At 52.9% G+C, this 16107-nt stretch carries 10 protein-coding genes; 7 read left to right on the top strand and 3 right to left on the bottom strand.

Annotation, left to right across the window (positions count from 1 at the left end; all coding sequences use genetic code 11):
• The first annotated feature begins 185 nt into the window (after positions 1-185).
• Together AC5FX6_RS05295 and AC5FX6_RS05290 are read left to right on the top strand one after the other, a co-directional pair.
• Entirely contained in the window at positions 186-998 is an 813-nt protein-coding gene (locus AC5FX6_RS05295) for a hypothetical protein (RefSeq protein ID WP_493595976.1), read from the top strand.
• A gap of 306 nt (positions 999-1304) precedes the next feature.
• A complete protein-coding gene (locus AC5FX6_RS05290; RefSeq protein ID WP_493595975.1) occupies positions 1305-5213 on the top strand; it encodes an AsmA family protein in 3909 nt (1302 codons plus the stop codon).
• 183 nt (positions 5214-5396) lie between these two features.
• Here the strand turns inward: AC5FX6_RS05290 and AC5FX6_RS05285 are convergent, their stop codons facing one another.
• The 3 genes from AC5FX6_RS05285 to AC5FX6_RS05275 form a co-directional block, all read right to left on the bottom strand.
• Positions 5397-6680 (bottom strand): cation:proton antiporter domain-containing protein, encoded by a 1284-nt coding sequence (locus tag AC5FX6_RS05285; protein ID WP_493595974.1) that lies wholly within the window; start codon positions 6678-6680, stop codon positions 5397-5399.
• 135 nt (positions 6681-6815) lie between these two features.
• Positions 6816-7250: a VOC family protein gene (locus AC5FX6_RS05280; protein ID WP_493595973.1), complete on the bottom strand. Its 435-nt coding sequence runs from the start codon at positions 7248-7250 to the stop codon at positions 6816-6818.
• Positions 7251-7274: 24 nt separating this feature from the next.
• Positions 7275-8162, bottom strand: coding sequence for an SRPBCC family protein (locus tag AC5FX6_RS05275; protein ID WP_493595972.1), 888 nt, complete (start codon positions 8160-8162; stop codon positions 7275-7277).
• Between the two features lie 249 nt (positions 8163-8411).
• Here AC5FX6_RS05275 and AC5FX6_RS05270 point away from each other — a divergent pair, with 249 nt between their 5' ends.
• The 5 genes from AC5FX6_RS05270 (at position 8412) to AC5FX6_RS05250 (ending at position 16012) form a co-directional block, all read left to right on the top strand.
• Positions 8412-8630, top strand: a complete 219-nt coding sequence (locus AC5FX6_RS05270) for a hypothetical protein (RefSeq protein ID WP_493595971.1) — start codon at positions 8412-8414, stop codon at positions 8628-8630.
• Positions 8631-8731: 101 nt separating this feature from the next.
• Positions 8732-11869 (top strand): transglycosylase domain-containing protein, encoded by a 3138-nt coding sequence (locus AC5FX6_RS05265; protein ID WP_493595970.1) that lies wholly within the window; start codon positions 8732-8734, stop codon positions 11867-11869.
• Positions 11870-11923: 54 nt separating this feature from the next.
• Complete coding sequence (locus AC5FX6_RS05260) at positions 11924-13258, top strand: ferredoxin reductase family protein (RefSeq protein ID WP_493595969.1); 1335 nt, start codon at positions 11924-11926, stop codon at positions 13256-13258.
• Positions 13259-13413: 155 nt separating this feature from the next.
• A complete protein-coding gene (locus tag AC5FX6_RS05255) occupies positions 13414-13785 on the top strand; it encodes a SpoIIAA family protein (RefSeq protein ID WP_493595968.1) in 372 nt (123 codons plus the stop codon).
• A 292-nt stretch (positions 13786-14077) separates the two neighbouring features.
• A complete protein-coding gene (locus tag AC5FX6_RS05250) occupies positions 14078-16012 on the top strand; it encodes a tetratricopeptide repeat-containing sensor histidine kinase (RefSeq protein ID WP_493595967.1) in 1935 nt (644 codons plus the stop codon).
• Positions 16013-16107 lie beyond the last annotated feature (95 nt).

Raw genomic sequence — 16107 nt, 5'->3', positions numbered from 1 at the left:
GGAATAGGAAGAGGGAGTAGCTGACGCTATTTCCTCTTTTGTTTTTAAACTCGTTTAGGGGTGTCCATTCAGAACCGAAGCAAGTAAATAATCTGCGAAATTATTTTAATTTTTTTTTAACGGCAGGCAACGGTCAGGTGGTGCCGCATGTCTTATGATTAAATAAAACTATACAGAATACCGTCATGAAATCAAATCATTTAGTGCTGTTGGCTGGGCTGGTTGTGTCCACCTTCATGTTCTCTGCCTGCGACAAGGAATCGGTAATGCCTGCTGCGCCAAGCAAGCCTTCTACAGGCACTCCAACCACTACGCCGCCTACGACCACACCGCCAAACAATCAGGGGCAGCCACCAGTGACGACCAACAGTTTGCTCAAGCAGTTTGGTGCCCGCGCATTCCGGTACGATGCGCAAAACAGGCTAATAGAGCTGAGCTACATCGATCAACGGACACACGGCTTTACCGTGATATGGGAGGGAAACAAGCCAGTGCGGCTCAACTTTAAAGGAGGTGAGCATTACCTGCTCTATACCTACGAGGGCGACAAGGTGATCAAAGCCATTACTTATTCACGCGACCACCAGCCAATTTATCACTATACCTATACCTACAACGGTGACAAACTGGTACGCGAGTCCAACATCAGCTATGCAACTTCAGCAGAAGGAAGACTGCACGTGATTGATTACAAGTATGACGCGAAAGGTAACCTGACCGAATTAGTACAGGCTTGGTCAACCAGTAGCAAAGCCGAAGACCTGAGCGCACCGATCACCATTCGCTGGGGCAGCTACGACAACAAACCTAATCCGCTGCCTTACATCCAGAGCACCATGTTCCTGCCGGGTGTGAAGCTGTTTGAAAACAACCCGGGCTTCCGCGATGCTGAGATCTATACCTACAGCTACCACCAGTCAGGTATGCCGGAGCGCCGCTACACCAGATTGCAAACGCACCCACACGTGCCAGCCATAAGTGAAGGCTATACTTACTAATAGCTATCGAGACAAAACTTAAATTGATAAGAGCCGCTTTTCTAGGATGAAAGGCGGCTCTTTTTGCTATGTATACAGGGCGCTCTGTTATTGCCTTATGCCGAGAATGCTAATGAATTAGCTTTTCGTTAATGGCCTAAGTTCTGTACCGGGTGCGAAGTCCTTGTCTGATTTCTAATTAATATAAAATTACTCTCTAATTACTACGGCTCCCTCTTCAGAAATATCCCAAACCCCTTCCTCCCGTAAAACAAGGCACTGGCATCAGGGTATGCCTTTCATCTTTTCCCCGAACAGAAACGATTTATGTCAGAACCAGCTACGCCCGGCAAGGGTCGGAAAGCCTTGAAAATGGCAGGCATTGTGCTTGTGAGTTTCGCTGGTTTGCTGCTGTTGGCGCTGTTTGTCCTCTTCCTTTTTGCCGAGCCCCTGGTAGAACGCTATCTCAAAAAGCAGGTAGCCGAGCAAACACAAGGGCTTTACCAACTACAGCTCGACGAACTGAATCTGAGCTTCAGCAACTGGGGTGTCACCCTGCAGGGTGTGCAGCTATACCCGGATACCGCCGTGCACCGGCAGCAAAAGGAGCAGGGGCAAGCCAGTCCCAACCTGTTCGAGGTGCAAAGCCCTAAATTGGAAGTCACAGGCATCAACCTCCGTGCCCTTATCTTCAATGACCGTCTGGCGTTAGGCAAAGTCGTAGCAGAACGACCCGTGATCACACAACTGCACGATGCGTCAGTCCCAAAGGCCGGCCAGCAGAATTCCAAAAGGAGCGGTGGTCTGGAAGCGCTGCGCATCCGGGAGTTCGACCTGCGGGAAGCCAGCTACCGCTACCAACTGCTGGGGGAGCAGGGGAGGCCGCTGCATGACATTCCGCAACTGTCGCTGCAGGTACAGGAGCTGCAACTGGACCTGCAGGCGCAGGGCGATATCAGCCAGATGGTGCAAGCTGATGCCCTTGCCCTCGACATCCGGCGCTATACCTACCAGGCACCCGACAGCGTGTATACCATTCGGGTCGGGCGCTTTACCTACGCTTCGGGGCAACAGCAACTGAAAGCACAGCACATGGACGTGCAGCCAAACCTGCAGGCCAACGCAGCACTTCCCCAGGACCAGGCCCATCGCACGCTTTACCGCTTCAGTTCGCCACTGCTCGACATTAACGGCCTGGATATGGCAGCAGCCTGGGAAACAAAAGCCTTACAGCTAGACCAGCTGCTCTTAAAGAGCGGAAGCCTGCAAATACACGAAAACCCAAACGTACCCGAAGACCCGGAAAGCCTCAGTTTGGAAGCGCAATATGCCCGGCTGTCGCCCTACCTGCAGGCGCTGGGTATACAGGAACTGCGCCTGTCGGATGCCAGTTTTTCTTATCATCAGGGAGCCGATACGGCGCAGGCTATTCATCGGCTGGCTGATGCAAACGTCCAACTGGAAGGACTGCAGCTCGACTCCGTTTCACTGTTTGCCCCTAACCAAAAAGCCTTTGCAGATGCAGTCAGTATCACGACGGGTCGCTATACCTATCACCCTGTACAGAGTCCCTATACCTTGCAGGCGGGCGGCATGCAGCTCTCTACCCGCGATAAGCTGTTCGAGGCAAAGGCCCTGCACCTGGCCGGCGACTGGAAGGAAAACGACAGGTTGAAAAGTCAGAGCCTGGCGAAGCACACGCTATATGACATCCGGCTGCCGCAACTGCGCTTTGAGCAAATGGATCTGCTGGAGGCTATCCAAACGTCCCGCTTGACGATCGGCAGTATAAAGGCTGAGCAGCCAATAATCGATGTGCGCACTGATCAGCGTGTTGCGCCTGCCGATGGAGGGCCCGATCTGCAGGAGCTGTACCGGCAGGTGTCGGGTGTGGTGAGCAGCCTGGAGGTAGGGGAGATACGCATACGCGATGCCGCCCTGACACAGCACAGCAAATCGGGCAGCATACAGCGCTTGCAGCACCTGGAGCATGCCTCGCTTTTAGCCATTGGCCTGGAGCTCGATTCTGCTTTTGTTTTCGACCCCAATCATAAAATCCCCTTACAGGACCTGGTGGTGTCGGCGCGGAACTACCGTTACCAGATGCCGGACAATACCTATACCTTTACCCTGGGTGGATTGCGCTACTCCACCCGGCAGCAGGAGTTCACTGCCCGATCCATTGACGTACATTCGAGCCTGCAAGCCAACAACCAGCAGAAGCGGTTCAACAATGCAAGCCGTAAACTGATGGACCTGTCGGCGCATTCGCTCCAGATCACCGGACTGGATCTGATCGAGGCGGTGAACACCGGGCGGCTGGAGGCAGATCAGCTCGTGCTGCGGCAACCGGATGTCGCCATGTTGCTCGACCGCCAGGTAGCGGCGTCTTCCGGCTCAGGGCAGCAGGATGCGGGAAAGACTCTTTTTGAAATAGTTGATCTGATTTCAGTGAATACCATCCGGCTGGTAGACGGCTCCTTTACCTTCAGCGAAAAGCTCCGGCCTGTGATGCGAACTCATCAGCTGGAGCACGCCACCGCTACGATCTCGGGATTTCAGCTCACCCCGGAAACTTTTGCCAACCTGAACGACACCCTTCCGATGGAGGAGCTGACCCTTTTGGCAACAGACTATACCTATCGCTCCACCGACAGCCTGTATACCTTCCGCCTGGACAGCCTGCACTACTCCAGCAGGCAGCAGGAACTGGTCGCCCGTACCTTGCAGGTGAATGCCGACAGGGAGGTGAACGAACGTCTGAAAGTCTCCAACCCGGACATGGCCAGTCACAACCTGATCAATATTTCCGCCAGAAGATCGCGCATCACAGGCTTTGACCTGATTCACGCCTATGCGACGGGGCAGTACCACATGGACAGGCTGCTGCTCGCCGGCCCTGAGGTGAACATCATCCAGGACCAGGACGTGCCCACTGTTAGGAGCCTTACCCTGGCCGAGCAGGATACTGCCTCAGACAACGGCACTGCTGAGCAGATGGCGGAACTGATTTCGACTTTGCGGATAGGGCGGATTGATGTGACAGACGGCGCATTTGACTTTGGGATTCTGCGGAACGATACTATTCGCACCACCCATACCCTGGACCATGTGGCGCTGGGCATCGATCAGCTTCGGCTCGTATCGCTGGAGGAAAACGACCCCCTGGATATCTTTGATGTCGACGACATCGACGTGTTTATTCAAGGCTATTCTTATTACATGCCTGACAGTCTGTATGTGCCGGAGATAAAGGAAATTACTGCGTCGATGCAGCAAAGCTCCCTGCTTGTCGACAGCCTGCGTCTGCGGCCTCTTTTCAGCAAAGAAGAATATGCTGACTTGTTTGAATATGCCCGCGACCGGGTAGACCTGGAAGTGCCGAAAGTGGAGTTGATGAACGTCCGATTGCGAGCCCTGTTCAACAGCCAGGATCTGATCGCGCACAAAATGCTTGTTCGCAACCCGACGGTGGAGATTTACCGCGACAACAGCATCGGCCTCGATCCGGACCGCAAGCCACCGACCCTGCAACAGATGCTGCGCGATGCGGAGCTCTACATCCGGCTCGACACGATCATCGTCGACAAGAAAAACCTTGTACATCCGGTTATCGCCATCAATGCAGATAAGCCAGGCGTGTTCAGGTTAGAAGACGTGCATTTAGAGCTGTTTAACGTCACAAACGACTCGGCATTCATCCGTCAGAACAACATCATTACTGCAGACGTGTCGGCCCAGTTGATGGGGGCAAGCACCCTGCAGGGGCGCTATCAATTTGAGATGAATCATCCGGAAGACCGCTATACCTACGAGGGCACGCTGGACCCGATGGATTTCACGGCGCTGAACCCTTTGTTTGAGAACATGATGTTTATTCGTATCAGGAGCGGGCAGATCGGCAAGGCTACTTTCTCGATCGAGTCGACGGCAACGGCCTCCACGGGGCAAGTGCATTTTCCGTACAAAAACCTGAAAATACAGCTCCTGAGCAAAGACGACCCCGACAACCCCGGTCTGCTGCTCCGGGTGGGCACCCGGCTTATAAATACGCTGATCGTGAAGACCAACAACCCCTCCACGCTGGGCAAATTCAGAGAAGGGAGTGTGAAGGAAGAGCGTGATATGCAGCGGGCTGTTACCCATCACATGGGCCAGTCCCTGCTCGATGGCGTTACCTCCAGCCTGATGGTCAACTGGGTGGAGCGGATTGTCTCTGTGTTTGTGGATTTGTAATTAAGAAGGTAATATCACCAGCCCTTGATCACTCTCATTACCCGATCATAAAGGGGTAGGGCAGACCTATACACATCGCCTGGGGTGGCTATGATGTTAAACCCAACTTACACGTACAGGCTATGAAAGTAAAAGAGCCGCCTTTCTGAGTAGAAGGAGCGGCTCTTTGTGCTTTTATCATTTCTAGTCGCTTTGATTGTTTTTCTGCTGATCATCATGTGATCGCTCAGAAAGTACACGCTGGCCCGTCACTTTCCCGTAGAGTTTCGATAAAGGGGTGGAACTTATGCCATGTATCACCACAGAGGCACAAACCACCAGGCTCACAACCTCCCATATCAAAGGCTCTTTTAGTTTGTGTTCAGCCAACGAACCGTAGTATATCGCAGCTACCGCAATTGGCCCGAACCATCCAAGGAACAGCGCATCTTTAGAACTTCTCAGGTCAGGAAGCAGCGGCTTGAGGAGCAACAGCACGGGCGGTCGGCGTAGCAAAAGTATAGCGACAACCAGCAACAATCCGCTCCAGCCCAGGTGCCACCAGCCACTCCAGGGAATAGCGGTACCAAGCAGGGCGAAGATAGGGTAGGAGAAAAAGCGGTTCACTGCTTCCTGTCCTTTTTCTTCTTCTCCGCGTTCGTCCTCACTCACCAGTTGCACAAAGGCTGCGCCGGCTGCAAACACCACCAGTATTTCATCGCTCTTGATGAGCTTGCCACCCCCAACAGCCAGTAAGGAGAGTGCCACGGTGTATACGAGTCGCCAGTTCTCCTGAATCAGATCGTGTTTTTCGGCCAGCCTCAGCAGCTTGGCCGCTCCCAGTCCCAGCAGCAAACCGAAAGCCGTGGCGCCCAGAACTTCCCACAGGAAAGTATGTGTCAGCCAATGGGAGAGGGCACTGTCGGGCGTTTTGGTAAGCATGAGCAGCGGAAGAAATACAAAAAGGTAGCTCAGTCCGTCGTTCGCACCGGATTCAAACGAGATGGCATTCCGGATCCGCTCTGGCAGGTTTTTTTCGGCAACGGGGCCCGTTACGATGGGGCTGGCGGCAATAGGATCGGTGGGGGCGAGTATGGCACCGATAAGTGCGGACATCCAAAAGGGCAGTCCAAGTATCAGGTAGATCAGGAGGGTACTGATCCCCCACATCAAAACCATGCTCAGGCCGACGAGCGTCACCATCTGCCCCCATTTCTGACGAGGATAGGACTTAGGTATACGCAGTGCCACACTCACCAAACCGATGCCCAGCACCAGACGAGCCACCTTTTCCAGGATAGAGGACCGGTTGCCAAGCTCTTCCGGGTCTATTATATCCAAGACTTCCGGGCCTAATAGAATGCCGATAACCAGAGCTACCAGCGTTGCAGGTATAGGGCTTTGCTCCAGCTTTTTGGAGCATAGGCCCAGTATCAGTACCAGGCCCCCTAAGATGGTTACAATCGTATTGATCTTTTCGGTGTTCATTTTCTTGCAGTTGCTTTGCAGGCAGTGCTGTGCCTCATACGGCAATGAGTAGCAACAGGTGACTATCTAAACGAAAAGAGCCGCCTTTCAGAAGTGAAAGAGCGGCTCTTTTGCTGTCATAATGGCTATCCGCAACTACTTCCGATCGCAGTTGAACATCCAGTGTACGCCAAATTTGTCTTGGCAACTGCCGTAGTAGTCGCCCCAAAACATGTCCTGTAAGTCCTGCTCTACTTTACCGCCTTCCGACAGCGCTTTGAACAGGCGCTGTGTTTCTTCGCGCGAGTCGGGGTGCAGGGTAATGTACACGTTATTGCCTTTCGTTAGCCGGAAACCCATCGACTCGGGTGCATCCGTTCCCATGAGCACATGCCCACCCAGGATCGGCAGTGCGACGTTCATCACCAGGTTTTTGTCTGACTCGGGTATAGGCGGCATGTCTTCGCCCGGAGGGATGTCGCCAAAGCGGGCGATGCTGCCGATAAACTCCGTTCCGAAAACGGACTTATAGAATAGAAAGGCTTCCTCGGTCTGGTTCGTGAAATTGAGATAAGTGCTTACTGAGGCCATCGTTATATCTGGTAGGTTAACAGTTTAAGATCCGGTTTCGCACAGGGCTTTAATTTTCTGCAGCGCTTTGGGCCAGGTATCAGCAAAGAAGTCCTCAAACTCCTGGTTGGTGTCTACATCCACAGCGAGTACTGTTTCACCCTGCGTTTCGGTAAAGGTATAGTTCTCCAGTGCGCCAGCCCAGCCTACTACTTCCGGACCGCTGGTGATCTCGGCACCGTCTTGCACCAGACCCAGGTGCTCGATGCTGACAAAGTGGTTGGGGATGTTCTCTTTGATCCGGCTCACCATGCCACCTACTTTACCATCTTCCTCTATTCCCAGAAACTGTATTTTAGCGCCTTTCTCCCATGAGCCTTTGTAATGCGAAGTAGGGTGAAACACGGCGGTCCAGGTTTTATACTGCTCCGCGTCGAGCATAGTGCGGTATACCTGTTCGGCTGGTGCGGCAATGCTGACTTCGTAGTGCTGGGTGCGCGGCTTGGAAGCGGCTTCCACATAGTTTCTGAAATTATCCAGAATAGCCTGCCAGCCCGCCTGCTGCATTTCAACGGAATGGGTATGCTCGGCTTCAAAAGATTCGGTAACGCGGGTTTCCGTGCCTTGAGGTTCAAAACTGATTTCTACTTTGCGGCCATCCTCCAGGCTATAGGCAATGCGTTCGTGCTCCTGCACAGCGGTGTAAGTGCCGTTGAAGTCAAAGCCCATGCTGCCGTCTTTGGCTTCCATCCTGGAGAGGAACTTGCCACCTACCTGAAGATCGTTCTCGGCCCGTGGGGTATGCCAGTCATCAGAGGCATTGTTCCACTGGGTGATGTGCTGCGGTTCAGTCCAGAACTTCCAGACTTTTGCAACTGGCGCCTGAATGGTAGCGCTGATGGTAATGGTGTCGATTTTTGCGGTGTTTTCCATAGTATGCGTTTTTAAGTATTAATTTCTGTTGTGTAAGTCAGGTATAGACTAGCCTGAATGTACAGATAAATTCGTGTTGATCAGGCTACTGCTCTGCTTAATTTCTATAATTCAAAGGTAGCGCAAAGAAGAGGATCATAGCGGGTGTGAACATGACAAAAGGAGGGGGATTTGCGACAAAAAAAGGGGCGTTGCTTCTAAGTGTTTTTGTGTTTTAAGAAACTGTTCTGCGCTAGCGTTTTAGTGCTCTTGCAGTCGCCCTACGGCAGAGGTACATTCAGGGAGAGACACGGCAATGGTTTTCAGCACTATTCGACCATTTTCCCGGAGCAGGGCAATGGCATCGTTATCCTCAGCTATAGCGATAATGCGGAAAGTATCTTCGGGGAACTGCACGGGACTACGTTCGGGGATGCCTATACCCCTGGTAGGGGCAGAACTTCATCCCCTACGATCATGGGAATATGAAGAGATAGAAAATTGTAGTTATTTAATATTTAGTCACTTTTAACACTAAATAAACGTACAAGTACTACCAGCTAATTCTTACAAAATAAAACACTTAGGTGATGGTAGTCAGCAATTACCGTCCCACCCACACGGCCAGTAAAGAGACAAAACGTGGGACCATCCTCAAATGGATGCTCTTTGGCATCACACTCATCATTATCGGAGTGGTCGTCGCGGCCGTGCTATATGAAGCCCGTACATCCCGTTTGCAGGCGCGCGAACTTGCGCGCTATGCCACTACACTGACTTATCAGGTAGAGCCTGGCCGAAGCGACGCGATCGTCTACCCCAAGCCCGGACCTTTTGACAAGCGACTCGGCTATGCGCAGCTGCCCCAACTACTCGACCGGGCATCGTCGCGCGGTATGGAGGTGGTGGAGCAGGCCCGCTTTTCAGATGCTCTGATGCACTATACCTCGCAGGGTTACTTCGCACCTTACCCCGAAAAGACGCAGGCCGGTCTTCACATCGTCGATTACCAGGGCCGACCGGTGTATAATTTCAAGTACCCGCGCCGCTTGTATGCCAGCTACGAAGCTATTCCATCCCTGATCACTTCTTCTCTTTTATTTATCGAGAACCGCGAACTGCTGGCCACCGACCGCCCTTATATGAACCCGGCCGTGGACTGGCTGCGCTTTACGAAGGCGAGTCTGCACCTGGCCGCCAGCCGGATGGGACTCGAGTACCAGACCATGGGAGCGAGCACCCTGGCTACCCAGATCGAAAAGTTTCGTCATTCCCCGGCCGGCATTACGGTGAGCCCGCAAGCCAAGCTGAAGCAGATGGTGTCGGCCAGTGTACGCGCCTACCAGTCCGGACCCGAAACGCTCCCTGCCCGTCAGTCTTTGGTGCTCTCTTATATAAACACGCTGCCGCTCTACGGTGCTCCGGGCTACGGCGAGGTGCATGGGCTGGGCGATGGGTTGTGGGTGTGGTTCGGGACGCAGTTTGATCAGGTCAACCGCTTGCTCAGTTTACCTGCGGCTGAGGGCGACAGCCTGTTGGCCCAGGGCCAGGCCTTGCGACAGGTTATTTCGCTTTTCATAGCGCAGCGACGTCCGGCTTACTACCTGAACGAGAGTGGGCGCGACGCCCTGAACGAGCTAACCAGCAGCTACCTGCGCCTGCTTGCCGAGAACGGGCACATCAGCACCGAACTGCGCGATGCAGGGCTTAGCCAGGACGTGACCTTCCGGGAGTTCAGCAGCGACCCTATCACGGTGCCAGCCGAAACCAACAAGGGGTCGCTGATGGTGCGCACGCACCTGGCTGGGATGCTGGGCAAAACGCTTTACGACCTCGACCGCATGGATGTAGGCGCGACCACCACACTGGAGCACGCCCTGCAAGGGGAGGTAAGCGCCTACCTGAATCGCCTCAGTGACCCTGCTTACGCCAGAGAGCTGGGACTGTACGGAGAGCGGCTGCTGAGTCCGAAACAAGCCACTGAAATCCGCTATAGTTTTACCTTGTACGAGCGCAGTCCGCAGGGCAACCTGGTGCGCGTGCAAACCGACAATACCGAGCAGCCACTGGACCTGAACGAAGGCAGTAAGCTGGAACTGGGCTCTACCGCCAAACTACGCATGCTCGTCACTTACCTGGAGATGATCGCTGAACTCCATACAACCTATGCCGGGGAGTCTGCACCAGCCTTGCGGAGGGCACTGGCCGGTTCGCAGGACAACCTGAGTCGCTGGGTGCTGCGCTACCTGCTGCAGGCCAGCGACAAGAGCCTGGCCGCCACACTCGATGCGGCCATGGAGCGCCGTTACTCGGCCAGTCCGCACGAGTGTTTCTTTACAGGCGGTGGCATGCATACCTTCCACAACTTCAGCAACACCGACAATGGCCGCAACCCCAGCGTGCGCGAAGCTTTCCTGAAATCGATCAACCTGCCCTTTGTCAGGCTGACGCGGGACGTGGTGCGCTACAGCATACAGCAGCAGACAGGAGGGAGCGCCACATTGCTCGGAAATGATACAGACCCGCGCCGGCGGGAATATCTGACCCGTTTCGCGAATCGGGAAGGAGGTGTATACCTGCTTCGCTACTGGCACAAATATAAAGGCAAGTCAGAAGAAGAGCGTTTTGAAACGCTGCTCAAAGGCATGCGCCTCAACCCGGTTCGCCTGGCCACGGTGCATCGCTTCTTTTATCCCGATACTGACTCCATCAGCTTCACCCGTATGATGCGCGAGCGATTGCCGCTGGAGAAAAAACTGAAAGACAAGCGCATCATGGAGCTGTATCACCAGTTCGGGCCGGATGCTTTTGATCTGAACGACCAGGGCTATATCTCACGGGTACATCCGCTGGAGCTGTGGCTCTTACAATACCTTCAGAAACACCCGGACACTCAATGGCCAGAAGTGGCTGAGGCCAGTATGGAAACCCGGCAGGAGGTATATGCCTGGCTGTTCCGCTCCCGTCATAAGAGCGCCCGTGACTCCCGTATCCGCACCATGCTCGAGCTGGACGCCTTCGCTGATCTGCAGCAACGCTGGCACAAAGTAGGCTATCCTTTTCAGCAGCTGGTTCCCTCACTGGCGACGGCCCTCGGCTCATCCGGTGACCGTCCCGAAGCACTGGCTGAACTGATGGGTATCATTCTGAACGATGGCGTGCGACACCGGACCCGTCGCATTGAAGAGCTGCGCTTCGCCAGACAAACACCCTATGAAACCGGTCTGAAGTGGCAGGAAACAGAAGGAAAGCAGGTGCTGGCACCGGAAGTTGCCGCGCTCGTACGGGAAACTTTGCAGGAAGTCGTGGACACAGGTACAGCCCGTCGTTTGCAGGGCGGTATACCAGGCACCGACGGGGAGACACTGCACATGGGTGGCAAGACCGGCACCGGCGATAACCGGATCGTGACCATGAACAAAAAAGGACAGCGGCTTTCCTCCCGAAGCGTCAACCGCACGGCTACCTTTGTCTTTTTTATAGGTGATAATCACTTTGGTACGCTGACCGCTTTCGTGCCAGGGCGTGAAGCAGCCGACTTTCACTTTACTTCCTCGCTGCCCGTGCAGGTACTACGCGGCATGGCGCCGATCCTGGCACCCTACCTGGCAGCAGGTGATAGCATACAGGCTCCTGTACCACAGGATTCCACCTTACATATGGCCAACAAGCTCGAAAATCAGTATACTAAACATTATGCTGTAAACACGGATGCGCCCGCTTTCTAAACCTCGAACCTGACTTCTAAATCAGGGGCAGGTATAGCTGGGCGGACTAACTGAATGGAAATGAGATATTCCTACCGAAGAGGTTTTTCATGGCTGCTACTCTTTACTATACTTGCCCTTGTACCGCTGGGCATCGCCCTGGTGGGCCCTATACCTGCCGCCCGTGATTTCTGGACAGAATTAGGGGTAGCTCTGGGATTTATAGCACTCGCCATTTTTGGCTTGCAGTTCCTTTTTTCCGGCCGCTTTCACTGGGTCGCGCCTACTTTCGGGATGGACAACATCGTCCATTTTCACCGCAAGATGGGGCTGGTTGCCTTCTTTTTCATCCTGGCACATCCTGTCATCCTGATCCTGAACAATTCGGAATTCCTTTCCTACTTTGATCCGAGCGTTAACCTGATGCGGGCCATTGCGCTCTCGTATGTGTCAGTAGCCCTGGTCGCCATTACCGTCACCAGCGTTTGGCGACTGGCTTTCAAGCTGAGCTATGAAAAGTGGCGCCTGCTCCATGGTTTTCTGGCGCTTTCGATCGTGTTTGTGGGCGTGGTGCATTCCATACAGGTCTCGCATTACCTGGACCCACTCTGGAAAAAGATCCTACTCGCGCTGCTGCTGGGAGCCTGCATGTACCTGGTGCTGCATACCCGTATTGTCAGGCCCTGGCTCAACCGCAAAAAGCCCTACCGGGTGACCGACGTGCAAGACGAACGCGACGAATGCTGGACACTCAGCCTGCAGCCCGCGTCGGGTCAGAAGATGCGCTTCAAACCCGGACAGTTTGCCTGGATCACGGTCAACGACAGTCCCTTTACTTTACAGCAGCATCCATTTTCATTTGCCTCCAGCGCCCGTGCCAGCACGATCAGCTTCACGGCCAAGGAGTCCGGCGATTTCACTTCTACTTTCAAAGAAATCCCGAAAGGTGCTCAGGTATACCTGGAAGGGCCATTCGGATCCTTCACGCCTGAGCCGGACAGCCACCTTTTTCTGGTGATGGGTGGCATCGGTATCACTCCTGGCATGAGCATGCTGCGTACCATGCGCGACGATAAAGATCCCCGTAAAGCCATTCTGCTCTATGCCAGCAAGAAGTGGAAGGACGTGACCTTTCGGGAAGAACTCACCGAACTCAGCAAAGTGATCGACCTGCGCATCATCCATGTGATAGAGGATGTGCCCGACGAAGAAGACCTGCCGGAAGACATTGACGGGGAAGGTGGTCGTATTGATGAAGAGATGCTGGCCAAATACCTGCCCGACAATCCTGACCAGTTCATGTATTTTATCTGTGGTCCGGGGCCTTTGATGGATGTGGTCGAGATCGGGCTGCACAACCTGGGAGTTGACTGGCGTCGCATCTATTCAGAGCGCTTTGAAATTGTATAATTAACTGATAGCCCATGCAAGAAAAATACAGGAAACTACTATACAAGATCATTGGTCGGCTTGGCGAACTGGTAGGACTCGTCCTGCTGTTGGCAGCTATGCTGTTTGCTTCGCGGGGCATGTGATCAATCTTTTAACTTAATAAATGAAGCAAGATGATCAGGAAAATAGATATTGGTCAAGACCAGGTGCTGGCCTTCAGGGTAGAAGATGAACTGGATGTGCAGGATATGAAAGCCTCCCAAAAGATTATCAAACCTGAACTCGAATCTGCGGCTCCCTTTAATTTATACCTGGAGATGGCCGCTACAGAAGGAGTGGAACCTGCCGCCATTCAGGAGCGGGTGCGTTTTATTCTGTCCAACTTCAGCGAGGTGCTGGATAAGGTAAAAAAGATTGCACTCGTCACCGACAAAAGCTGGCTCCAACACCTGATGTCCGGTGTGTTTACCATGGTACCCTCTATTGAGCAGCGTTCTTTTTCATTTGAAGAAAAAGAGGCAGCCCGCCGGTGGGTGGCGCATTGAAATATCCTACGCAGCAGTCATTCGATTTGGGAGTAAGTACAACCTGTGTTTAATGCGTATTTAGTTTTAACCGGCTGTTAATCAAGTTTATAAATTATTTTGTAAAAGGCTTGTTTCAGATATTGACTTTTGTATAAATTTGGTGTTCTAAGTGTCGGTTAGTATTTTGTTTTCATAGCTGAATTGTCAATTCAGATCAGGATGAGGGCGGGAATCTAGGTGCTGATGATCCGATATGAATTGCACAGTTTATATGAGAATACTTTTACTTCTTCTGTTTTGCTTTCCATTTATGCTGGTAGCGCAGGACAGGATCGCCGACAGCCTGAAGGTCGAGTTGGCCAATGCCCAGAGCGATTCAGCCAGGGTAGTGCTGCATGGCAACTTAAGCAAGCACTATGGGTTATCGGATGCGCTGACATCGCGCAAATACGGGCTGCTTGCTGAGCAGCTGGCAAAAACCATCGGCTTCAATCAAGGACAAATCAATGCGCAGCTCCTGATCGGAAACTCGCACCTGATGATGGGAGAGTACGATGAAGCACTCCGTTACTACATTAAATCCCTCCGGCTCAGTGAAGTCTCCCAGGATACAACCTATATAATTGCCTCCTACAACAACCTGGGCAATGTATACAACAAAACACGTGATTATACCCGTGCTGTACAGCACTACAGCCAGGCAGCGGAACTGGCGGAGCTGGCGCATGACATGCAACGCCTTGGCAGCGCCTATAACAACCTGGGCGATATAGCCGAGTCCCGCAAGGACTTTAAAGCAGCACTGCAGTATTACCAGAAAGCAATCAAACTACAGGAGGAGATTGGTAATAAGAAAGGGTTGGCCATCGGGTTGCATAACCTGGGCTATCTCCACCTGCACCTCGGCAAGCCCGCGGATGGTTTGACTTATATGTTTCAATCAATTGAGTTGAGCCAGGAGATAGGCAACACGATGATCATGATGTCGACCTTAGGCCGTGTTTCGGAGCTATACCTGGCAATTGGTAAACCGGATCAGGCCTTACGGTTTGCTAACGAAAGCTATGCGATGGCCTCCAGAACTGGCTCCAGCAAGAAAATGGCAGAGGCTAGCTGGAGCCTGCATACGGCCTATGCAGCCCTACATGACTATAGTCGTGCTTACGAGTACATGCTTCTTTACAATAAGCACAAGGAGGTACTGCACGAAGAAAGCCGTGAGCGAATGGAAACAGAGTTGACGGTACAGTATGAAACCGAGCAAGTGGAAGCAGAAAATTATCTGCTGAAAGCGGCGCAGGAGCGTCAGGAGGCAGAACTGAAGTCGCAGCGATGGTTTATGGCAGTTGGTGTGGCCGTGATGCTGATCTTGCTGGTACTGGTGGTAGAACTGTTTAAAAGCCGGTCCCGTCAGAAAGCAGCCTTTAACAGACTGGAGGAGGCGCACCTGTTGGCACGATCGCAGCAGGCAGAGATCGCGCTGCAGTCTGAGCAGCTCCGTGTACAGAACGAACGTCTTGGCAGACAGAGCGATTTTCAGCATAAGGTGTTTTCCATTATCTCCCATGACCTGCGCGGACCTTTTTCGTCGGTGAAAAGTGTACTGGCACTGGCGATGCGCAAGAGTATGACAGAAGCCGACACAGCCCGCATATTCGGCCTGCTCAACCGCGATATAGACGTAGCCAACAACATGCTGGACAACATCTTGATCTGGGCAAAAGCGCAGTTGGACGATGCAAATGTGAAGCTGCAGCCACTGAGTCTTTATGGCTTGACTGATGAAACCATGGAGCAGGTAAACGCCCATGCTGCCAAGAAGGAGATTACACTGATCAATCAGGCAGACCTTTCGGCATTTGGCTTGACGGACAAAGAACGATGCAGCTTTGTGCTGCGCAATCTGCTCATGAATGCCATTAAGTTCTCCAGTCCGGGAGGCCAGGTAGTGGTGGAAACTGCTGTAGCAAATGACAGGATAGCCTTGCTGGTGAAAGACAGCGGGAAAGGCATTTCTGCTACCAATAACTCTAAGCTCTTCACCGAGAAGCGGTTTACGACCCTGGGTACTGCCGGTGAAAAGGGTACTGGTCTTGGCCTGATGCTTTGCAAAGAATTACTGGAGAGTTTTGGAGGCAGCATCCGGGTAGAAAGCGCTGAAGGTATAGGCAGCACGTTCATCGTCGAAATGCCTGTTGCTATACCTACAGAAGAGCTGTTGGAGGAGGAGGAAATGCTGGCTTAAGTAAGGCAAGTCAGTTCCACATCAGTTCGCTTCTGATACCCCTTCGACCCTGATAAAAGGTATAGTTTGCAGGTAGGTTTTGCCTTGATAGTGCA

Source organism: Pontibacter sp. LHS2, from assembly GCF_058932845.1.
This window is presented reverse-complemented; position numbering and strand designations above follow the sequence as displayed.